19 protein-coding genes and 1 tRNA gene are annotated in these 20,569 nt (G+C 69.3%); 15 read left to right on the top strand and 5 right to left on the bottom strand.

What is annotated here, in order from left to right; all coding sequences use genetic code 11:
- Positions 1–42: 42 nt before the first annotated feature.
- Together E3T22_RS17040 and E3T22_RS17035 are read right to left on the bottom strand one after the other, a co-directional pair.
- Positions 43–1,011, bottom strand: a complete 969-nt coding sequence (locus E3T22_RS17040; protein ID WP_134481117.1) for a metallophosphoesterase — start codon at positions 1,009–1,011, stop codon at positions 43–45.
- Complete coding sequence (locus E3T22_RS17035; protein ID WP_241983717.1) at positions 1,008–3,491, bottom strand: transglycosylase domain-containing protein; 2,484 nt, start codon at positions 3,489–3,491, stop codon at positions 1,008–1,010. Before E3T22_RS17035 ends, E3T22_RS17040 begins: the two co-directional genes overlap by 4 nt.
- A gap of 111 nt (positions 3,492–3,602) precedes the next feature.
- Here E3T22_RS17035 and E3T22_RS19145 point away from each other — a divergent pair, with 111 nt between their 5' ends.
- Together E3T22_RS19145 and E3T22_RS17030 are read left to right on the top strand one after the other, a co-directional pair.
- Positions 3,603–3,770, top strand: coding sequence for a hypothetical protein (locus E3T22_RS19145; protein ID WP_165787876.1), 168 nt, complete (start codon positions 3,603–3,605; stop codon positions 3,768–3,770).
- 2 nt (positions 3,771–3,772) lie between these two features.
- Positions 3,773–4,243 carry a RidA family protein gene (locus tag E3T22_RS17030; protein ID WP_134481119.1) on the top strand — a complete coding sequence of 157 codons (471 nt, stop codon included), beginning with the start codon at positions 3,773–3,775 and terminating at the stop codon, positions 4,241–4,243.
- A gap of 57 nt (positions 4,244–4,300) precedes the next feature.
- Here the strand turns inward: E3T22_RS17030 and E3T22_RS17025 are convergent, their stop codons facing one another.
- Positions 4,301–5,506, bottom strand: a complete 1,206-nt coding sequence (locus E3T22_RS17025) for an acyltransferase (protein ID WP_166789319.1) — start codon at positions 5,504–5,506, stop codon at positions 4,301–4,303.
- Between the two features lie 134 nt (positions 5,507–5,640).
- Complete coding sequence (acs, locus tag E3T22_RS17020; RefSeq protein ID WP_134481121.1) at positions 5,641–7,602, bottom strand: acetate--CoA ligase; 1,962 nt, start codon at positions 7,600–7,602, stop codon at positions 5,641–5,643.
- 752 nt (positions 7,603–8,354) lie between these two features.
- On the opposite strand from acs, the gene E3T22_RS17015 reads away from it, so the two are divergent.
- The 5 genes from E3T22_RS17015 to E3T22_RS16995 all read left to right on the top strand — a co-directional run bounded on the left by E3T22_RS17015 (position 8,355) and on the right by E3T22_RS16995 (position 11,818).
- Entirely contained in the window at positions 8,355–9,497 is a 1,143-nt protein-coding gene (locus E3T22_RS17015) for a TadA family conjugal transfer-associated ATPase (protein ID WP_134481122.1), read from the top strand.
- A complete protein-coding gene (locus E3T22_RS19140; RefSeq protein WP_166789318.1) occupies positions 9,494–10,558 on the top strand; it encodes a pilus assembly protein in 1,065 nt (354 codons plus the stop codon). Before E3T22_RS17015 ends, E3T22_RS19140 begins: the two co-directional genes overlap by 4 nt.
- Positions 10,559–10,876: 318 nt before the next feature.
- Positions 10,877–11,077 (top strand): DUF4244 domain-containing protein, encoded by a 201-nt coding sequence (locus tag E3T22_RS17005; protein ID WP_370291635.1) that lies wholly within the window; start codon positions 10,877–10,879, stop codon positions 11,075–11,077.
- A 70-nt stretch (positions 11,078–11,147) separates the two neighbouring features.
- On the top strand, positions 11,148–11,459 hold the full coding sequence (locus E3T22_RS19225) for a TadE family type IV pilus minor pilin (RefSeq protein WP_241980333.1): 312 nt from the start codon (positions 11,148–11,150) through the stop codon (positions 11,457–11,459).
- Positions 11,456–11,818: an Rv3654c family TadE-like protein gene (locus tag E3T22_RS16995; protein WP_240632365.1), complete on the top strand. Its 363-nt coding sequence runs from the start codon at positions 11,456–11,458 to the stop codon at positions 11,816–11,818. The genes E3T22_RS19225 and E3T22_RS16995 overlap by 4 nt, the downstream gene beginning before the upstream one ends.
- 59 nt (positions 11,819–11,877) lie before the next feature.
- On the opposite strand, the gene E3T22_RS16990 is transcribed toward E3T22_RS16995, so the two are convergent.
- Positions 11,878–12,138 carry a hypothetical protein gene (locus E3T22_RS16990; RefSeq protein WP_088455186.1) on the bottom strand — a complete coding sequence of 87 codons (261 nt, stop codon included), beginning with the start codon at positions 12,136–12,138 and terminating at the stop codon, positions 11,878–11,880.
- Positions 12,139–12,399: 261 nt separating this feature from the next.
- Between E3T22_RS16990 and topA the strand changes: the two genes are divergently transcribed.
- From topA to E3T22_RS19520, 8 genes are all read left to right on the top strand, one after another.
- Complete coding sequence (topA, locus tag E3T22_RS16985) at positions 12,400–15,438, top strand: type I DNA topoisomerase (protein WP_134409427.1); 3,039 nt, start codon at positions 12,400–12,402, stop codon at positions 15,436–15,438.
- Positions 15,439–15,458: 20 nt separating this feature from the next.
- Entirely contained in the window at positions 15,459–16,079 is a 621-nt protein-coding gene (gene tmk, locus E3T22_RS16980; protein WP_088455188.1) for a dTMP kinase, read from the top strand.
- A gap of 215 nt (positions 16,080–16,294) precedes the next feature.
- Positions 16,295–17,539 carry a DNA polymerase III subunit delta' gene (locus E3T22_RS16975; protein ID WP_134481123.1) on the top strand — a complete coding sequence of 415 codons (1,245 nt, stop codon included), beginning with the start codon at positions 16,295–16,297 and terminating at the stop codon, positions 17,537–17,539.
- 47 nt (positions 17,540–17,586) lie between these two features.
- Complete coding sequence (locus tag E3T22_RS16970; RefSeq protein WP_370028220.1) at positions 17,587–19,119, top strand: alpha/beta hydrolase; 1,533 nt, start codon at positions 17,587–17,589, stop codon at positions 19,117–19,119.
- 3 nt (positions 19,120–19,122) lie between these two features.
- Positions 19,123–19,755, top strand: coding sequence for a TetR/AcrR family transcriptional regulator (locus tag E3T22_RS16965; RefSeq protein ID WP_088455190.1), 633 nt, complete (start codon positions 19,123–19,125; stop codon positions 19,753–19,755).
- 52 nt (positions 19,756–19,807) lie between these two features.
- Positions 19,808–19,880 (top strand) — tRNA-Thr (locus tag E3T22_RS16960).
- An 89-nt stretch (positions 19,881–19,969) separates the two neighbouring features.
- Positions 19,970–20,299: a DUF732 domain-containing protein gene (locus E3T22_RS16955; protein WP_134481124.1), complete on the top strand. Its 330-nt coding sequence runs from the start codon at positions 19,970–19,972 to the stop codon at positions 20,297–20,299.
- 17 nt (positions 20,300–20,316) lie between these two features.
- Positions 20,317–20,445, top strand: a complete 129-nt coding sequence (locus E3T22_RS19520) for a hypothetical protein (RefSeq protein WP_255453129.1) — start codon at positions 20,317–20,319, stop codon at positions 20,443–20,445.
- Positions 20,446–20,569 lie beyond the last annotated feature (124 nt).

Here is a 20,569-nt window from a genome sequence, read left to right as displayed (position 1 = left end):
GGGGACCCGGACGAGCCAAGCTACCCCAGAAGGGGGTCGTGGCTACGCGGCGGTGAGGGTGAGCAGGGTCGCCTCCGGCGGGCAGGCGAAGCGCACCGGCGCGTAGATCGAGGTGCCCAAACCCGCGGAAACATTGAGGTACGCGGTGCGCAGCCCCACACTCCACAGGCTGAGTCCCTTCACCTGACGGCGGGGAATATCACAATTGGTTACCAAAGCGCCGAACTTCGGCACGCACACCTGACCACCGTGGGTGTGCCCGGCCAGCATCAGCTGGGCGCCGTGGTTGATGAAGGAGTTGAGTACCCGCTGGTACGGGGCGTGCACCACACCCACGGTCAGCGTCGAGCGCCGGCCGGCCGGTTCTTCGGGGTCCGGCCAGGTCTCCTCGGTGAGCGGGTCGTTGCCGCGCATCTCGTCGATGGCTCCGGTGATCAGGTCGAGCCGGTCCCGGCGGATGTGCGGGTCATCGACCCCGAAGATCTCCAGGTGGGTGCCGTTGATGTCCAGCGCCTCAGCGGCGTTGTTCAGGTCGGTCCAGCCGAGGTCGGCGAACACCCGGTGCAGGTCGTCGGTGTCAAGCTCGACGTGCCGGCTGCGCAGCATCGACGGGCCGCCGAAGTACTTCAGCGGGTTCTTCGGTTGCGGGCCGAAGAAGTCGTTGGAGCCGTTCACGAAGATGCCCGGGATGCCCTTGAACGGTTCGAGGGCGTACTCCACGCCCGCGATGCCGTCTTCGTGACCCAGGTTGTCGCCGGTGTTCACGACGAGGTCGGGCTTCAGCTCGGCAAGACCGCGCACCCAGTCCTGCTTGTCGCGCTGCCACGGGGCCATGTGCAGATCGGAGAGGTGCAGCACCGTGATCGGGTCGGACCCGGGCGCGAGCACCGGTACCGTCACCTCACGCAGGGTGAACCGGCGGCGTTCCACGAGGGAACCCCAGGCGAACGCCGCCAGCCCCGCCGTGGTCACGGCGGCGGCGGAGGCGACGACGGCGCGTGCGGCGCTCAACCTGCCGCTCCCATCTTGCCCACCACGAGGGCGACCGAGCTGCCCCGGGATGCCGGGGTGCCGGCGGTCGGGGTCATCGCGATCACCTTGTTGTTCTGGTTGGGGTCGGTGACGGCCTGGTCGGTGGTCGTCACGGTGAAGCCGGTGAGCGTTCCCCTGGCCTGATCAAGGCTCTGGCCGGTCACGTCGGGCAGCAGGATCTGGTTCCCGTTGCTGGAGAACACCGTGATCGTGGCGCCGTTGCCGGCCGACGCGCCGGAGGCGGGGTCGGTGCGGGCCACGCTCCCGGCAGGCAGCTCGGAGTCGATCACGCCGCCGTCGGCGAACTCGAAGCCGGCGCCCTCGAGCGCGGTCTGGGCATCCGCCATCGACTGGCCACGCACGTCGGGCACGGGCACCTGAGCGCCCTGGATGACGTTGGTCGAGGCCTCAGAGAACTCGTCTCCGCCGTACTTGGCGTTGGCGACGCTCATGATGTCCGGCCACATGCGGTGCCGGGCGGTAGCCGCGGAGCCGCTCTCGAAGGCGTAGTCGCGGGACCGCTGGTTGGCCTCACCGGTGACGGCGACGACGCCCACAACGGTGGCGACCTTGCTGCTCGCGCCGGTCATCCAGGTGTCCTTGGCGCCGTCGGTGGTTCCGGTCTTGCCGATCATCGGCACCTTCGGGTAGGTGGAGTCGTTGGACTGGGTTGCGGAGCCCTCGGTGAGTACCCGCTTCATGGCGTACGCCATGCCGGCGGCCACGGATGGTTCAACCGACTGGTTGCAGGTGGAGGTGGGCGGTGCGATCTCGGCGTCGTCCGGTCCGACGATGCGGTCGATGACCACGGCCGAGCAGGTTTTGCCGGCGTTGGCGATGCCGGCGAAGGCCACGGCCATGCTCAGCGGGGCGATCTCATTAGTGCCGAGCACCGAGGAGGCACCCTTCTCGAGCTCGCCGCCATCCGCCCGGTGCACCCCGAAGGACTCAACGGTGTCGCGGATCTTGCAGAGGTCAAGCTTCTTGGCCATTCCGATGAAGCCGGTGTTGATCGAGTTGATGGTCGACTGCAGGGCGGTGTAGCCGGTGCCGGGCTCGTTCGCGTCGTTCTTCGGGTTGTAGCCGGGGAAGGTCTGCGGGCCGTCGCAGTAGTCCTGGAAGGTGCCCCAGTCGCTCTTGCGGGCCGAGTCGACGCGTTCGTTGAGCGCGTGACCCTCCTTCAGCCACTCGGCGAGGGTGAAGACCTTGTACGTGGAGCCGGGCTGGAATCCGCTCGAGCCGCCCTGGTCGTAGTCGGTGTTGTAGTTGACGCCGGAGTACTGGGCGCCGGTGGCCTGCACCTCGGGGTCCTGGCTGTAGGTCTTGTTCTGCGCCATCGTGAGCACCCGGCCGGTGCCCACCTCAACGCTGGTGGCCACAGCGCCAACATCCCAGCTGGCGGTCTGCGGCACGTTCTCGGCCATGGTGGTCTCGGTGGCCAGCTGCAGGTCCAGGTCGAGGGTCGTGTAGATGTCGTAGCCGCCGCGACGGAAGTTCATCATGCGGGTGTCTTCGTCTTCGCCGAAGGTCGGGTCGCTCTTGAGCACGTGGGTGACGTAATCACAGAAGTAGGCGCTGCCGCCGGCGGTCTGGCATCCGGTGCTCGGCTCGGTGATGGTGGGCTCGATCGGGGCCGCGATGGCAACGTCGTACTCCTCCTGGGTCACCTTCTTGTACTGCAGCATCTCGCCCAGGATGTAGTCGCGGCGTTCCTTGTTGGCGGCGTACCCGTTCGCGGCGCCGTTGGCTTCGCTCTCGGGCCGGTCCAGACGGAACTTTTCCGGGTTGTTCACGATGGCGATCAGGCTGGCCGACTGGGACAGGTTGAGGTTCGCCGCGGTGGTGTTGAAGTAGTACCCGGAGGCCGCTTCAATGCCGTACACGCTGCCGCCGAAGAGAGTGATGTTCAGGTAGCCCTGCAGGATCTCGAGCTTGCTGTATTCCTTCTCCACACCGATGGCCAGACGCATCTCCTTGAGCTTGCGCTCAGGAGAGGTTTCGGTGGCCTCGTCGTAGCAGGCGTCCAGCTTGTCCTGGTCGTTGAGCACCTCGCACTTTTGCACGAGAACGTTCTTGACGTACTGCTGGGTGATGGATGACCCACCCTGGGTGCCGCCGCCGGTGACGGTGGACAGGGCGCCACGAATGGTGCCCTGCAGGTCCACGCCGCCGTGCTCCTCGAAGCGGGGGTCCTCGCCGGCGACCGCGGCATCCTGCACGTACTGGCTCATGCTCGTGACCGGCACTTCGACGCGGTTCTGGTCGTAGAACGACGCCAGCGCGTACGGGGCGCCGTTGCCGTCGATGGCGTAGATGGTGCTCTTCTGGGAGAGCTGGTCGACCGTGAGGTAGTTGGGCAGGTTCTCGAACACGTTGATCGTGTTGGTGGCCGTCATGCCCGATACGGCGAGGGCGGGGGTCACGGCAACGGTGACGAGGACACCGGCGACGGCGCTCATCCCAATAAAGCCCAGGAGGCCGCCGAGCGCTCCACTAACCGTACGTTTTTTGGCAGACATACAATTGAGCGTAAGGGACACAACCTGAAAAATCGCCTGAATCGGAGCCGCATGACTGCCTGGGAATACCTCACCACCCCGCTGATGATCCACAACACAGCCGCCATCCTCAACAACTGGGGCTCGGAAGGTTGGGAGCTTGTGCAGGTCGTCACCGGCCCGGAAGGTGGACTTGTCGCCTACCTCAAGCGCCCCGTCGCCGGCTCGACCGGCGCCTGATCGTGTCGCAGATCGAGGCCCGTCTGGCCGAACTGGGCATTGAACTCCCGACGGTGGTCCCGCCGGTGGCGTCGTACGTTCCCGCCGTGGTGAGCGGGTCGCTGGTGTTCACCTCCGGCCAGCTGCCGATGGTGGCCGGCGTGATGCCGGCCACGGGCAAGGTCGGGGACGGCGAGGGTCTCGTGTCGGCCGCGGACGCCCAGGGCTACGCCCGGCAGTGCGCGCTGAACGCGCTCGCCGCTATCCAGAGCGTGATCGGCTCGCTGGACCGGATCACCCAGGTGGTCAAGGTCACCGGGTTCGTCGCATCCGCCCCGGACTTCACCGGCCAGCCCGGCGTGGTCAACGGCGCCTCCGATGTGCTCGGCGAGATCTTCGGCAGCATCGGTGTGCACGCCCGCTCCGCGGTGGGCGTGGCCGTGCTGCCGCTGGACTCGCCCGTCGAGGTGGAGCTGACCGTCTCCTTCGCTTGATCTCACCGTCGCGAGCTGTGACTTACGCACCTTCCCAGACCGTTTTCGGTGCTTTTCTCACAGCTCGCGACCTTGTCGTACAGCCTCGGGGCGCGGATGCCCGGCCGAGAACCTGGCCCCGACCCGACCCGCCAGCGTCTGCGCGGGCAATTCCACCCAGCGGTACATCAGCTGGGCAAGCACCAGGCTCAGCGGCACCGAGACCAGAGCGCCCCACCACCAGTGCTCCGGCCCGAACAGCTGCGCGAAGGTCACCACGATGGGGAAGTGCACGAGGTACAGGCTGAAGCTGATGGTTCCGAGCCAGGCCAAGAGGCGCCCGCTGAGCATCCGCTGCACCGGCGGCCACAGCGCCACGGTCGCCACGATCAACACCGCGCCCGGCACCCGCAGCGACAGGGCCACGCTGTTCCACGGGTCGGTCAACGCCGGCCGCAGCAGCCAGTACGCGATGAGCAGCACCGGCCCGAGCACGGCGATCGCCGCCCAAACCAGGGTGCCGCCGCGCCGACTGACCAGCCGGGTCGACCAGGCCAGGAGTGACCCGTGGTTGGCCGCGAGCAGGGCACCCAGGCCGAACGCCGGCAGGTACATCAGCGGCTCGATGCCGAGCAGGTAACCCGAGGTGGACGTGGCCAGCAGCAGCGCCACCCAGGCCAGGGTCCACCGGCGGCTGGCCACGGCGAAGATCACGCCGATGGGCAGCAGCAGCGAGAACCACATCTCCCAGGCCAGCGACCAGAGCGGCGGGTTGACGTCGGGTCGGCCGGTGAAGCCCAGGATGCTGGCCTCGCGCAGCAGGTTGCCGATGCCGAGGTCGGGGCTGCCCTGCTTCGCCATCCACGCGCCGCCGGCGCCGGTGCGCGGCACGAGCAGGATCCACGCCGCGGCCAGGCCCACCGACACGACCACCGGGATGGCCAGCCGGACGATGCGGCGCGGGTAGTACGCCAACCAGTCGTAGCCGGGCGCCTCCGCGGGGGGCCGGGTCCACTGCAAGCGTCGCAGCGGGGTGAGCACCAACACGAACCCGCTGAGCACGAAGAACACCAGCACGAACTCCGGGCCGGCGAAGAGGATCTTCAGCGGCGACAGGGTGACCCACCAGGCGGGGGAGAACACGGCCACGTCGGCGCTGGAGCTGTACGCGGCCGAAATTGCCGGCGCGGTCATCGACACGTGGTGCACGAGCACGATCACGGCGGCGACCCCGCGCAGGGCGTCGAGTCCGCCCATCCGGGTGCGGGAGGTATCTCGAGACATTTGGCCCACGGTATGGGGCGTTCGTGAACGTTTACTCCGAGCCCACCCGCCCATAGGCGCGCGAACTGCGAGAAAAGCACCTTCCCGGGCGTTCGGAAGGTGCTTAACTCACAGTTCGCGAGCGAGGAGCGGGGCTAGCGCATGCTCTCCGAGATGATCTGCATGATCGAGGTGTCGGCGAGGGTGGTGGTATCGCCGATCTCGCGGCCCTCGGCCACATCGCGCAGCAACCGCCGCATGATCTTGCCCGAGCGGGTCTTGGGCAGCTCGTTCACGATGTGGATCTCCCGCGGCCGCGCGATCGCCCCGATCTGCAACGTCACGTGTGCGCGCAGCACGGCGCTGATGTCGGCGTGCGACGCCGCATCCGTCTGGCTGAACTTGATGATCACGAACGCCACCACGGCCTGCCCGGTGGTCTCATCGTGCGCGCCCACCACCGCGGACTCGGCCACCATGGGGTGCGCCACCAGCGACGACTCGATCTCGGCGGTGGACAGCCGGTGCCCGGAGACGTTCATCACGTCATCGACCCGGCCGAGCAGCCAGATGTCGCCGTCGCGGTCGAGCCGGGCGCCGTCGCCGGCGAAGTACAGCGGACCGTTCGGGGCATCCTGGAACTTCTCCCAGTAGGTCTCGATGAAACGCTCCGGGTCGCCCCAGATGCCGCGCAGCATCGACGGCCACGGTTCGGTGACCACGAGCAGGCCGCCGTTGCCGTGCCCCACGTGCTCGCCGTCTTCACCGATCACGTCGATGGAGATGCCGGGGATGGCGACCTGCGCCGCGCCGGGCTTGGTCTCGGTGAGGCCGGGCAGCGCGGAGATCATGATCGCGCCGGTCTCGGTCTGCCACCAGGTGTCCACCACCGGGGTGACGTGGTTGCCGATCACCTCGCGGTACCACATCCACGCTTCCGGGTTGATCGGCTCGCCCACCGAGCCGAGCAGGCGCAGGCTGGTCAGGTCGAACTTCTGCGGCTCCTGTCGGCCGATTTTCATGAACGTGCGGATGGCGGTGGGCGCCGTGTACAGGATGCTCACCTTGTGCTTCTCGATGATTTCCCACCACCGGCCGGGGTGCGGGGTGTCGGGGGTACCCTCGTAGAGCACCTGCGTGGCGCCGTTGGCCAGCGGTCCGTAGACCACGTAACTGTGGCCGGTGATCCAGCCCACGTCGGCGGTGCACCAGAACACGTCGGTCTCGGGCTTGAGGTCGAAGACGTTCTTGTGGGTGAAGGCCACCTGGGTGAGGTAGCCGCCGCTGGTGTGCAGGATGCCCTTGGGCTTACCGGTGGTGCCGGAGGTGTAGAGGATGAACAGCGGGTTCTCGGCCGGGAACGCCTGCGCCTCGTGCTCGCCGGAGACGGCGGCGAGCTCCTCGTGCCACCACTTGTCGCGTTCGTTCCACTCCACGTCGCCGCCGGTGCGGTTCACCACGAGCACGGTGCGCACCGAGGAGTCGCCGCTGGCCAGGGCCGCGTCGACCGCGGGCTTGAGCGGGGTGGCCCGGCCCTTGCGGTAGCCGCCGTCGGAGGTGATCACGACCACCGCTTCGGCGTCGTCGATGCGGGAGCGCAGGCTCTCGGCGCTGAAGCCGCCGAAGATCACCGAATGCACGGCGCCGATGCGGGCCACGGCGAGCATCGCCACGACGGCCTCGGGGATCATCGGCAGGTAGATGGCCACCCGGTCGCCGGCGCGCACGCCGAGGCCGAGAAGCACGTTCGCGGCACGTTTGACCTCCTCGGTGAGCTCTGCATAGGTGATCGAGCGGGTATCGCCCGGCTCGCCCTCCCAGTGCAGCGCCACCCGGTCGCCGTTGCCGGCGAGCACGTGCCGGTCGAGGCAGTTGTACGCCACGTTGAGCTCGCCGTCGTCGAACCACTTGGCGAACGGCGGATTGGTCCAGTCGAGGGTGCGGGTGAACGGTTTGTGCCAGTGCAGGAGGTCGCGGGCCTGCGTGGCCCAGAAACCAAGCCGATCTGCTGCGGCATCCGTGTAAAGAGCCTCGGTCGCCACTGATGTCGCGGCAAACTCCGGAGACGGCGGGAATCGGCGGGTTTCGTGGAGAAGATGGTCGATTTGCACGCTCATGATGGTTCGCTCCTTTGCGAGTTCAGGCGGTGGCGGGGCGCCGCGGCGGACCCGTCCCTGAACCCTACACGGCGGATACGCCCGTTCCGAGGACAAATTTCCCCGGAAGAACGGCCGGTTTTCTGCTCAGGATATTTTTGAAATCGTGCTCTCACGGGCTCATATTTTCGTGTCCTCATTTAGGGGGACCCGGAGGACTTGCGGATCTGATTTTCCCAAGTATGCTTATCAATGTCTGAACGAAAGTTTTGACCTGTGGTGTGTTGGTTCCCCCCAATCAACGCACTGCCGAGGCGGCACCTGTTCCCCCCAATAGGTGCCGCCCCCCTCTTTTAACAGCACGCTCTGCGCCTCTCAACGACGCACCCGTGCTTTCCCCGCCCGGCTCTGGCGCCCCCCGCGTGAACCGTGCAAACTGCGTGACCCGCTGTACCGCAATATCGCTGTATCGGCCCCCTCCAGGCAGAACCGTTGCCCGGCCGGACAACTGCGCCCCGCACACCGGGCGCAGTAGTCCGTCCGGGCAACAGTTGTCTCTGCACCCTGCCCGCTCCCGCCTCGTCGGTCGAGCTTGTCGGGAGCCGTGACACGCGCGCACGACGTGCCCGCCTCGTCGGTCGAGCTTGTCGAGAAGCCGTGACGTGCGTGTGTGCCGTGCACCGCCGCTCCTCCACAGCCCCGTCCTCACCGGCCACCTCACACCACCGGATGCGCCACGGCGCCCGCACCCGCCCGCCCGCTAACGTGCCCGCATGCCAGAGCTCTTCGTCGCGGTGCCCTCCTTCCTCAACCGGTCCAGCGCCCTCACCGTCAGCACCGACCCCGATCGGGCAACGCTCGGGGGAGAGCGGCCGCAGCCCTCCTATCCAGCCGCGTGGCTGGACGCGGAGACAGACCCACCTCGCGACCGCGCCCTTGACCGCAGCCTCGACCCCATCCCGCCGCAACCTCCCCGCACCGACCTCTCCGTGCTCGGTCCGCTCAGCCGGTTCGCCCGCGACCCCGCCGTCACCGACCTCTTCGTGAACGGGGATGCCGGCCTCTGGCTCGACGCCGGACGCGGGCTGGTACCCGCGCCGGACTGGCACGGCGACGAGCGGAGCATCCGTGACCTGGCGGTGCGGCTGATCGCCCTCGGCGGCCGGCACATCGACGAAGCCAGCCCCTGCGTCGACGTGCGGCTGGCCGACGGCATCCGGGTGCACGCCGTGCTGCCGCCGGTATCGAGCACGGGCACGCTGCTGTCGATTCGGTTGCCGCGAACCGAGAGGCTCAGCCTCGACGCCCTCGCCGCCGGCGGCCTGTTCGGCCACGGTGAGGACGCGGCCGCCCAGCTGGGCCGGTTGCGCGCGGCGGTGCTCGACCGGGAGAACCTGCTCGTGACCGGTGCCGCCGGCAGTGGCAAGACCACCCTGCTCGCCGCGTTGCTCGGCGAGGCGCCCGCGGCCGAACGTATCGTGGCCATCGAGGATGTCGCCGAGCTGCGCATCAACCACCCGCACGTCGTGGCCCTGGAATCCCGGCAAGCCAACCTCGAGGGCGCCGGCCGCATCGGCCTGGACAGCCTGCTGCGCGAGGCGCTGCGGATGCGTCCGGACCGGTTGGTGCTCGGCGAGTGCCGGGGCGTGGAGATCCGTGAGCTGCTGGCCGCCCTGAACACCGGCCACGACGGCGGCGCCGGCACCCTGCACGCCAACTCCCTGGCCGACGTGCCCGCCCGGCTCGAGGCGCTCGGCGCGCTCGCCGGGATGAGTCCTGCGGCGGTGGCCCGGCAGACCGTGAGCGCGATCGGGCTGGTGTTGCACCTCGAGCGGCGGGGCGGCCGGCGGCGCCTGGCGCAGGTGGGCCGGTTCACCCTCGACGCCGCCGAGCGTCTCGCGACGGTGCCCGCGTGAGCCGCCGACGCGCCGCTCCGCCGCCGCCGATCGAGGAGGTGGCCCGCATCGCCGAACGTCTGGCCGTGCTGCTGTCGGCGGGGGTGTCGCCGGTGTCGGCCTGGGACTACCTGCTGCCGCCCGGGCCGACCGGTCGTGCCGAGCCGTTTGACCCGTCGGTGGTCGACCGTGCCGGGCCACCGGGGCCGCCGGCGGCGCGGGTGACCCGCCGTGTGAAGGCCCGGGCCGATGCCGAGCGGGCGCAGCACAGCATCTTGGCGGCCGCGGGACGCGCGGCCCGCAGCGGCGACGACGTGGCCGACGCCATCGCGGACGCGGCCGCCGGGCTCCCTGACCAGCTGGGCGACGCGTGGCGGGCCCTCGCCGCCGCGTGGGATGTCGCCACCCGGGCCGGTGCGCCCCTGTCCGGATGCCTGCGCGACCTGGCCGCCGCGTTCCGGGAGCTCGGCCAGCTGCACCGCGACCTGACCGTGGCCCTCACCGGCCCGCGCGCCACGGCCCGGCTGGTGATGGTGCTGCCCCTGGTGGCGCTGCTGTTCGGCAGCCTGATGGGCTTCGACACGCTGCGCACCCTGTTCCTCACCGGCCCAGGGCTGGCCTGTCTCGCCGCAGGGTGCCTACTGATGGTCGGCGCCGCTCGCTGGAACCGGCACCTGGTTGCCGCAGCCGGCCGCCAGGGGCCCGCGCCGGGACTGGAGCTCGACCTCACCGCCATCGGCATGGCCGGTGGCGGGTCACTCGACCGGGCCCGCGCCAGCGCGCGGCGCAGCGCCGAACGGTTCGGCCTGCGCGCGACCGGTGCGACCGACTCCGCCGACATGGTCATCGACCGAGTGCTCGACCTCTCGGCCCGAGCCGGGGTGCCGGCCGGTGAGCTGTTGCGCAGCGAGGCCGCGCAGGCCCGGCGGGATGCGCGCACTGCGGGCCACCAACGCGCCGAAACCCTTGCCGTGACCCTGATGATCCCGCTAGGGGTGTGTGTGCTCCCGGCGTTCATGCTTGTCGGTGTCGCCCCGCTGCTGCTCAGCGTGCTCGCCGCCACCCTCGGCAGCGTCGAGTGACGGTGCTCGGGTGCTCCCGCCCTGGTGAACTCGGGCGCTCCTCCACAGGCTGCCGTTTCGAACTTTTGTGCACCGATGGGCTTCCGTCGTTGATGCGCCGGGTGTCGCCGCGACAGGCTGGCTGCACTCGCGCCGCTTGCACCGCGTCTTGTACGCGAAAGGAGATCCATCATGACCACCCTCAGCAGCCCGCCCGCCCCGCCGACAGAGCACCACCCGCAAGCCGAGGAGAGCACCGGAAGCGCGGCGGCCGCCGACCGTGCCGCCGCTCCGCTACGGCACAATCCCAGCGCGGGTACCGGAATACGCAACGCACTCGTGCGCACCCGCGCGGTGCGGTCCAACAGCATGCGCGCCCTCCTGCGGTTGCGTGACGATCGCGGGGCGGCCACCGCCGAGTACATCGTGGCTACCATGGCGGCCGTCGGGTTTGCCGGCTTGCTCATCGTCATCCTGCGCGGTGACGAGGTGCGCGGCATCCTCACCGAGCTGGTGCGCAGTGCGCTCACGGTGGGGTGACCGAGCCGCGGCAGGGCTGGCACACCGACTCCATCGGGACCGGGGCAGCGTCACGGCCGAGTTCGCGGCCGTGCTGCCCGCAGTGCTGGTAGTGCTGGCCTGCTGCCTGGGTGCCGTGCAGGTGGTCGGGCAACAGGTACGCATGACGGATGCCGCAGCCGACGTGGCCCGGCTGCTGGCCCGCGGCGACGGCGCGGGTCCGGCATCCGGGCTGCTGGCCGCGGTGGCGCCCGGCACCGCGCTCGCCGAGGAACGCCAGGGGGAGTTCGTCTGCGCCCGGCTCAGCGCGCCGAGCGCCTTCGCGCCGTTCGCCGCCGCGGGCCTCACTCTCGCCGCCCGGTCCTGCGCTCTCGCCAGCGACACCGCGAGCGACGACCCGTGACGCGCCCACCCATCCGCCGGCCTACCTCTGCCAGCGAGCGGGGATCCGGTTCGGTGCTCGCGGTCGCGCTGCTCGGCGCGCTCGTCACGATGACCGCCGTGCTCGTGCCGCTGCTGGCCTTGCTGCCGGTCAGTCAGTCCGTGCAGGGTGCGGCGGATGCGGCGGCGCTCGCCGCGGCCGACGTCGCCTCCGGCCTCATGCCGGGCGTGCCCTGTGCCACGGCGGCGCGGGCGGCGGAGCTGAACGGCGCCCGCCTGGTCACCTGCTCGGTGGACGGCCTGATCGCCACCGTGGCGGTGTCCCGCACGGTGGGCGCGTTCCCGATCGGTTCCCGGGCGCGGGCCGGCCCGGCGCCCTAGCGATGGTCAGGCCGGTGTTCGAGCTCGCCGCCAGAAGTGCCGCATCCCCGATCGCCGGGCTAAGTGGTCGCTGGGGGAGTGTCGAAGAGCGCCTCGAGGTAGCGGTAGTCCACGGCGGAGGGCTTGTCGGGATGCTCGGCGGAATCGAACTCGAGACCGGCGGCGCGGGCATAGAGGTACCGCTTGCCGGCTGCGTCGGCGGGTATCTCGATCCGCGGCCGGGGATCCCCGGATTCGAGGAACTCGGTGGTGACGGTTTTTCCTTCGAGGGGGCCGTCCGTCAGTTTCGCGGTGTACGTGCCCTGCGCTGCAGTAACCATGTCTCTATTGTGCGGCTGTGCTCCGCGGAGGCAACCCCTAATCCGCAAACCGAGGCTCACCGGCCGCGTGTCGGGCGATGCCGCCGCGAATTCCGCGAACACATGTGCACACTCGTTTCAGCCTTGCCCTGCGCCGTGAGCGAGCTACCGTGGAGTCAATTCGGGGCACTCCCGCGCCGTCACCGTCGGCGCGCACTCGATTCCTGTGTGTATGGTGTGGCTTGGTCGTTTCACAGACCGTTACCTATAAAGAGGAGTCTGGTGCCAGGCACTAAGAAGCTGGTCATTGTCGAGTCGCCGACCAAGATGAAGTCGATCGCCGCCTATCTGGGCGACGGATACGAGGTTTTGTCGTCGGTCGGGCACATCCGAGACCTGATCGAGCCCAAGAATCTGCCGCCGGAACTCAAGAAGGGCCCGCTCGGCAAGTTCTCCGTCGACGTCGACAACGGCTTCGAACCGTATTACGTGGTCTCCGACGCGAAGAAGAAAACCGTCAGTGACCTCAAGCGGGCGCTGAAGAACGCCGACGAACTCCTCCTCGCAACTGATGAGGACCGCGAAGGCGAGGCCATCGCGTGGCACCTCCTGCAGGTCTTGCAGCCTAAGGTTCCGGTCAAGCGGATGGTGTTCCACGAGATCACCAAGGACGCCATCATCGCGGCCACCCAGAACACCCGCGACCTCGACACCGCCCTCGTCGACGCGCAGGAGACCCGGCGCATCCTGGACCGCATCTACGGCTACGAGATCTCGCCCGTGCTCTGGCGCAAGGTGGGCCCCGGCCTGTCCGCCGGCCGCGTGCAGTCCGCCGCCACCCGCCTCGTCGTCGACCGCGAACGTGAACGCCTCGCGTTCGTGTCCGCCGGCTACTGGGACCTCATCGCCCAGCTCGTTCCCGGCGCCTCCGCCGAGAACGGCTTCCAGGCCAAGCTCGTGCGCCTCGGCGGCGAACGCATCGCCACCGGCAGCGACTTCGACGACACCGGCAAGCTCAAGCCCAAGGTCGTCGCGGCCACCCTCGACGAGGCATCCGCCCTCGCCCTGGCCGACGCCCTCAAGGTGCCCGGCGTGCCGATCACCGTCACCAAGGTCGCCTCCAAGCCCTACCGCCGCAGCCCCGCCGCGCCATTCACCACCTCGACCCTGCAGCAGGAGGCCGCGCGCAAGCTGCGCTTCACCGCCCGGCAGACCATGAGCGTGGCCCAGTCGCTGTACGAAAACGGGTACATCACCTATATGCGTACCGACTCGCCTTCGCTGTCGCAGCAGGCGATCACCGCCGCCCGCAAGCAGGCCGCGTCGCTGTACGGCGCCGAGACCGTGCCCGCGAACCCGCGCCTGTACAAGGGCAAGAGCAAGAACGCGCAGGAAGCCCACGAGGCCATCCGCCCGTCCGGCGACACCTTCCGCACCCCGTCCTCGCTGTCCAGCTCGCTGCGCGGCAACGACTTCAAGCTCTACGACCTGATCTGGAAGCGCACCGTCGCCAGCCAGATGGCGGATGCGACCGGTTCGACCGCGTCGGTGACCATCGCCGCGGGCCCCACCGGCCAGGCCGCGCACCCCGCCGCCTCCGAGGCGCTCGCCGAATTCGCCGCCAGCGGCACCGTCATCACCTTCCGCGGTTTCATGCTCGCGTACGAGGAGTCCAGGGACGAGGAGCGGAACGCCTCCACCGACCCCACCGAGTCGAAGCTGCCGCCGCTGGAAGAGGGCCAGACGCTGACCCTCGTCGAGGTGGAGGCCAAGGGCCACGAAACCACTCCGGCCGCCCGGTACACCGAGGCCAGCCTGGTGAAGAAGCTCGAAGAGCTCGGCATCGGCCGCCCCTCCACGTACGCGTCGATCATCTCCACCATCACCGACCGTGGTTACGTCACCCCGCGCGGGCAGGCTCTGATCCCGAACTGGATCGCCTTCTCCGTGGTGCGGCTGCTCGAGGAGTTCTTCACCGACCTGGTGGAATACGACTTCACCGCCGAAATGGAAGACGACCTCGACCGCATCGCCGGCGGCACCGCCGACCGGGTGGACTGGCTGACCAGCTTCTACTTCGGTTCGGAGAAGCACCGCGGCTTGCGCCAGGTCGTCGACAACCTCGGCGAGATCGACGCCCGCTCGATCAACTCGATCCACATCGTCGATGACATCACCCTGCGCATCGGCAAGTACGGCCCCTACCTCGAAGTCGCCGACCCCACCGCCGACCCGGATGCCACCCCCCGCCGGGTGAACATCCCGCCGGACCTGGCACCCGACGAGCTCACCCCTGCCAAGGCCCGTGAACTCGTGGATGCCCCGGTCGTCACCGACCGCGTCATCGGCGTGAACCCGGACAACGGCAAGGAGATCGTCGCCAAGGACGGCCGCTTCGGCCCGTACGTGACCGAGCTCGAGCCGCCGGCGGACACCGACGGTCCCGGCGAGTCCATCGACCCGCTTACCGGCGAGGTCACCTCGCTGGCCGACGCCGGAGCCCCGGCCGCCGCACCCGCTGCCGCCGCCAAGCCCAAGCGCAAGACCCCGGCCAAGAAGGCCGCCGCCGCGGTGAAGCCGCGCACGGCGTCGCTGTTCAAATCCATGGACCTGGCCACCGTCGACCTCGACACCGCGCTGGCGCTGCTGAACCTGCCGCGCGTGGTGGGCCTGGACCCCGAGACGCAGACCGAGATCCTCGCCCAGAACGGCAAGTTCGGTCCGTACCTCAAGAAGGGCGTCGACACCCGGTCGCTCACCAGCGAGGACCAGATCTTCGAGATCGACCTGGCCGGCGCCATCGAGTTGTACGCGCAGCCCAAGTACGGCGCCCGCCGTGCCTCCAGCGCGCTCAAGGACTTCGAAGAGCCCGACCCGGAGAGCGGCAAGGCCATCAAGATCAAGGACGGCCGGTTCGGCGCCTACGTGACGGATGGCATCACCAACGCCACCATCCCCAAGGCCGAGAGTGTTGACGAGGTCGACTACGAGCGCGCCGTGCAGCTGCTCGCCGACAAGCGGGCCAAGGGCCCGGCGGTGAAGAAGTCGCCGGCGAAGAAAGCTCCCGCCAAGAAGCCGGCGGCCAAGAAGCCCGCCGCGAAGAAGGCCCCGGCCAAAAAAGCCGGCGCAGTGAAGGCCGGTGCGGTGACCAAGACCGCCGCCAAGCGGGCCCCGGTCAAGAAGACCGGCACGTCTGCGGCCACCCCCGGCGTGCGCGCCGAGCGCACCCCGGAGCAGAAGGCCGCCACCGCCGCGAAAGCCGCAGCCACCCGGGCGGCCAACGCGGCCGCGAAGGCAGCACAGGCGGCCGCGCAGTCGTGACGGATGCTGTGACGGATGCTGTGAAGCCCGGCCTGTTCATCACCCTCGAGGGTGGCGACGGGTCGGGCAAGAGCACCCAGGCGCAGTTGCTCGGCGAGTGGTTGCAGGCCCAGGGTCGCACCGTGGTGCGCACCCGCGAGCCCGGCGGCACCGAGGTGGGCGTCGCCATCCGCGAGATCGTGCTGCACCACCGCGGTGAGGTCTCGCCCCGCGCGGAGGCCCTGCTGTACGCCGCCGACCGGGCCCAGCACATCGGCACCCTGGTGCGCCCGGCGCTGGCCCGCGGCGAAATCGTCATCCAGGACCGCTACCTCGACTCCTCCGTCGCCTACCAGGGCGCCGGCCGGGTACTCGGCGGCACCGAGGTGCGCGACCTCTCGCTCTGGGCGGTCGAGGGCCTGCTGCCGCACCTCACCCTGCTGCTCGACCTCGACGAGACCGCCGCCCGCGGCCGCCTCGACGCCGCCGACAAGGTCTTCGACCGGCTCGAAGCCGAGAAGGGCGAGTTCCACGCCCGGGTGCGCGCCGCGTTCCTCGACCTCGCCGCCGCCGAGCCCGACCGTTTTCTGGTGCTGGATGCGTCGCTGCCGGTCGACGAACTCGCCGCGCTCATCCGCGCCCGCGTTGCCGCCCTGCTCTAGGGCGTCCCGCCGCACCCGCCCCGACTTGCCGCAAAACCCCCTTTCGCCCGCCAGGAGGGGGCATCTTGCGGCAAGTGGGCGGATATGCGGTGCCGCGAGATGCCAGTTGACGCCCTACAGAGAGCACTCAGGGGGCCTCAACCGGCAACTCGATGCGCTGCGCGCGGGGGAGGCACCCGCACCCGGCTGTCACCGGCTCCGGGTAGCCTTGACGAATGGCAGTGTGGGACGACCTGACGGGTCAAGCAGATGCGATCGCCATCTTCCGTGCCGCCGCAGAGCGCCCGGGAGCGGTCGCCACACTCGAGCACCCCGACGCCGACACCCATGCCTCCCTGTCGAGCGCTACCGCTACGGATGCCGCCACCGCGACGAGCGCCGCCGTCCGCAGCACCTCCTCCTCGATGACCCACGCGTGGCTGATCACCGGCCCGCCCGGCTCCGGCCGCTCCAACCTCGCCTTCGCCTTCGCGACCGCGCTGCTCAGCCCCGGCACGCCGCAGGGCGACGAGTCCACCCAGAGGCTCGTTGACGCGCGCACCCACCCCGACCTCACCGTGCTCAGCACCGAGGGCGTCATCATCAAGATGGATTCCGTGAAGGAAGCCGTGGCCCGCTCGCAGTACTCCCCGTCGGTGGGTCGCTACCGCGTGGTGGTCGTCGAAGACGCTGACCGCATGGTCGAGCGCACCTCCAACGTGCTGCTCAAGGCGCTGGAGGAGCCGCCGGAACGCACGGTGTGGATCCTCTGCGCCCCCAGCGAGGCCGACCTGCTGCCCACCATCCGCTCCCGGGTGCGCACCGTGCGTCTGCGGGTGCCGAGCATCGACGCGGTGGCCGAGCTGCTCATCCGTCGCACCGGCGTGGAGCCGGCCGTCGCCGAACGGGCCGCCCGTGAGGCGCAGAGCCACATCGGCATGGCCCTGCGGCTCGCCACCAACGCCGAGGCCCGCGCCCGCCGTGAGGAGACCCTCCGCGCCGCCCTCGGCCTCACCGGGGTGTCCACCGCGGTCAACGCCGCTGCCCGACTGCTCGCCATCGCCGGCGACGACGCCAAGGCGATCACCATCGAGCGGGATGCGGCCGAACGCGAGGGTGTGCTGCGCTCGCTCGGCGTGGAACCCGGCCAGTCGGTGCCGCCCGCGCTCCGCAGCCAGATCAAGAACCTCGAAGACGACCAGAAACGCCGCGCCACCCGCAGCCTGCGCGACGGCATCGACCGCATCCTGGTGGACCTCACCTCGCTGTACCGCGACGTGATGATGATGCAGCTGGGCCGGGACAGCACCATCATCAACCTCGAGCTGCTGCCCGAACTGCGCCGCGCCGCCGGGGCCTGCCCGCCGGCGACCACCGTCGCGACGATGGATGCGATTGCCCTGGCCCGGCAGAGAATTGAAGCCAACGTGGCACCGGCGCTGGCCCTCGAGGCCATGCTGGTGTCGATGATCCGACGGTGACGGCAGTCGCCGCACATGCACAGGATTCACCAGAGAAGAGGAACCCAGTGACCCAGCGCACTCGCGTATTCACGACCATGGCGGCCGCGGTGGCAGTGACGCTCGGCCTGACCGGCTGCGTGACGTGGTTCATGCCCCAGCCCGCACCGTCGACCTCCACGCCCACCGGCGAAAAGGTCGATGCGCCGCTGGATCCGTTCTACAGCCAGGTGCTGCAGTGGTCCGACTGCGACAACGGCATGCAGTGCAGCACCGTGTCGGCTCCGCTGGACTGGGAAGACCCGGCCGGCGGCTCGGTCGACCTCGCCCTGGTGCGCCAACCCGCCACCGGTGACCGGCTCGGGTCGCTGCTGCTCAACCCCGGCGGACCCGGCGGTTCCGGCTATGAATTCGTCAAGGCATCCGTCGACTACGCAACCGATGCTGCCCTGCAGGAACGCTACGACATCGTCGGGTTCGACCCGCGCGGGGTCGGCAAGTCCTCGGCCGTGGCCTGTTACGAACCGGCGCAGATGGACGAATACCTCTACGGGATCGCCGACGCCGAGCGCGGCAGCGACGCGTGGGTGCAGGAGCTGGAGGCCAGCGCCACCGACTTCGCCGCATCCTGCAGCGATGAGACCGGGGCCCTGCTCGGCCAGGTCGACACCCGCAGCGCCGCCCGCGACCTCGACCTGATGCGCTCGGTGCTCGGCGACGCCCAGCTCAACTACCTGGGCTTCTCCTACGGCACCTTCCTCGGTGCCACCTACGCCGAGCTGTACCCCGACAAGGTCGGCCGGCTCGTGCTCGACGGCGCCCTCGACCCGTCCACCAGCAACTTCGAGGTGACCAGCACCCAGGCGCTGGGCTTCGAGAACGCCCTGCGCGCCTACCTCACCGACTGCCTGGCGGGCTCGGCCTGCCCGTTCGACGGCACCGTCGACGACGCCATGGCCACCATCTCGGCGCTGCTGGCGTCGGTGGATGCCAGCCCGATCACCGCCACCGACGGCCGCCAGCTCGGCGCGAACGCTTTGCTCACCGCGATCATCTACCCGCTCTACCAGGCGACGGCGTGGACCAACCTCAGCGACATGTTCGAGGGCGTGCTGCAGGGCAGTGCCGACGGGGCCATGCAGTTCGCCGACGGCTACAACGGCCGCAACCCCGACGGCAGCTACCGCGACAACTCCACCGAGGCCTTCACGGCCATCAACTGCCTGGACTACGCCTACAACGACGACCTCACCTCCATGCGCGCCGAGGCCGCCCAGATCGAGCAGATCGCCCCCACAATCGGCAAGTACATGGCCTACGGCGACATCTCCTGCTCCAGCTGGCCGCACGCCTTCGCCGGGGAGCGCCAGGCCATCCACGCCACCGGCGCGGCCCCGATCCTCGTCGTGGGCACCACGAACGACCCGGCCACCCCCTACGTGTGGGCACAGAACCTCGCCGAGCAGCTCGACAGCGGGCAGCTCGTCACCTACGAGGGTGAGGGTCACACCGCGTACAACAAGTCCAACGCCTGCGTCAACGACACCGTCGACAGCTACCTGATCGACGGCATCGTGCCCGCGGCCGACCCGATGTGCTGACAGATGGGCGCTGCTGACGAACCAGGCCTGCGGGAACGGAAACGCCTGGCCACCCGCCGGGAGATCCAGCGTGCCGTGCTCACCCTCTGCGCCCAGCGGAGCATCGACAAGGTGACCGTCGAGGAGATCAGCCGGGTCGCTGCCATCTCGCCGCGCACGTTTTTCAACTACTTCGCCTCCAAGGATTCCGCCCTGGTCGGCGACGAACTGGAGTTGGCCTGCGACGAGGACATCGAGCGGTTCGTCGCCGGCGGACCCTCCGACGTGATGACCGACCTGGCCGGGCTAATCAGCCGGAGCCTGCAGAACACCGACGGCGACCGGGAGATCCACGAGCTGCGCCGCGCGGTGATGAAAGAGAACAGCTACCTCTTCACGATGCGGATGGCCACCCTGCGCAACTTCGAAGCCGGCCTGCAGCACATCGTCGAGCGCCGGCTCACCGCCGACGCCCCGCACCTCGCCGAGGACCCGGGGGCCCTCGCCCAGCGGGCGCTGCTGGTGACCCTGATCGCCATGGCTGCCACCCGGCATGCCTGGCGGTGCTGGGCCGAAGCGGATGACTGCACCCCGTTGTCGGCCTGGGTCGCCAAGTCCTTCCGTGAGCTGTACACCGTGACCTCCCCGATCGACTAAGCTTGGATGCTGTGTCGCCGCGCGTCTTTCTTCGGGAAGTATTCGGTCTCACGCCGCCTTAGCTCAGTTGGTAGAGCGATTCACTCGTAATGAATAGGTCATCAGTTCGATTCTGATAGGCGGCCCAGTGAAACACAGGGATCGCAGCCTGAGGCCAAAAGCCTTACAGCAACCCTGACAGCAACGGGGGTTGAAATTGCGCGGAATTAGCCGGATGGCGACCACGTCTCTCGCGAGCGCGATCGCTCTCGTCGTTCTCGTGGGGTGCGCGGCGCCGCCCCCCGAACAGCTCTCAGATCGAGACTTCCGCGAACTATCGAACAGCATCGACTTCTACGCCACCTACAACGATGCCGGGCTAGAAGCGGCAGCGAAAAGCGTCTGCGAAACGATGGAGACCGCCGACGCCAACGAGGCATGGGTGCGCGCGCTCAAGTCACTCATCGACCAGGACGTGCCCGCCGGTGACGCTGGCCAGTTCATCGTCTACGCGACGTCGGCACGCTGCCCAGAGATGGTGGAGCTGTTGCCCGCGATGGAGTGAGGCGTACACTCCCCGCCATGGATGACCTCGACTGGATCGACGCGCCGCACTGCCCGTCCTGCCTGGCGCCGTGCACGCCGGCGGGCACTGTCGAGCGGCCGTTCTGGGTGTGCCCGTCGTGCCGGGTGGCCGTGCTCGTGCGGTGAACGACGAAGAAGCCCCGCCCGCCATCCGAAGATGACGAGCGGGGCTCGGAGGTGGTGCGTGACTAGTTGGGGCAGGGCGCAGCGGCTACTCGGTCGGCACCTGCGCGGCGCGGAGGCGATCGTT

Source organism: Cryobacterium sp. TMB3-10, assembly GCF_004402305.1.
Classification (GTDB): domain Bacteria; phylum Actinomycetota; class Actinomycetes; order Actinomycetales; family Microbacteriaceae; genus Cryobacterium; species Cryobacterium zongtaii.
This window is presented reverse-complemented; position numbering and strand designations above follow the sequence as displayed.

What these genes read in the sequence shown, in the direction of transcription:
- E3T22_RS17035 (WP_241983717.1), bottom strand. Translation starts at nt 3,491, where the DNA reads ATGAGCGCCGTCGCCGGTGTCCTCGTCACCGTTGCCGTGACCCCCGCC.
- E3T22_RS19145 (WP_165787876.1), top strand. Translation starts at nt 3,603, where the DNA reads ATGACTGCCTGGGAATACCTCACCACCCCGCTGATGATCCACAACACA.
- E3T22_RS17025 (WP_166789319.1), bottom strand. Translation starts at nt 5,506, where the DNA reads ATGTCTCGAGATACCTCCCGCACCCGGATGGGCGGACTCGACGCCCTG.
- acs (WP_134481121.1), bottom strand. Translation starts at nt 7,602, where the DNA reads ATGAGCGTGCAAATCGACCATCTTCTCCACGAAACCCGCCGATTCCCG.
- E3T22_RS17015 (WP_134481122.1), top strand. Translation starts at nt 8,355, where the DNA reads ATGCCAGAGCTCTTCGTCGCGGTGCCCTCCTTCCTCAACCGGTCCAGC.
- E3T22_RS16990 (WP_088455186.1), bottom strand. Translation starts at nt 12,138, where the DNA reads ATGGTTACTGCAGCGCAGGGCACGTACACCGCGAAACTGACGGACGGC.
- E3T22_RS16975 (WP_134481123.1), top strand. Translation starts at nt 16,295, where the DNA reads ATGGCAGTGTGGGACGACCTGACGGGTCAAGCAGATGCGATCGCCATC.
- E3T22_RS16965 (WP_088455190.1), top strand. Translation starts at nt 19,123, where the DNA reads ATGGGCGCTGCTGACGAACCAGGCCTGCGGGAACGGAAACGCCTGGCC.
- E3T22_RS16955 (WP_134481124.1), top strand. Translation starts at nt 19,970, where the DNA reads ATGGCGACCACGTCTCTCGCGAGCGCGATCGCTCTCGTCGTTCTCGTG.
- E3T22_RS19520 (WP_255453129.1), top strand. Translation starts at nt 20,317, where the DNA reads ATGGATGACCTCGACTGGATCGACGCGCCGCACTGCCCGTCCTGCCTG.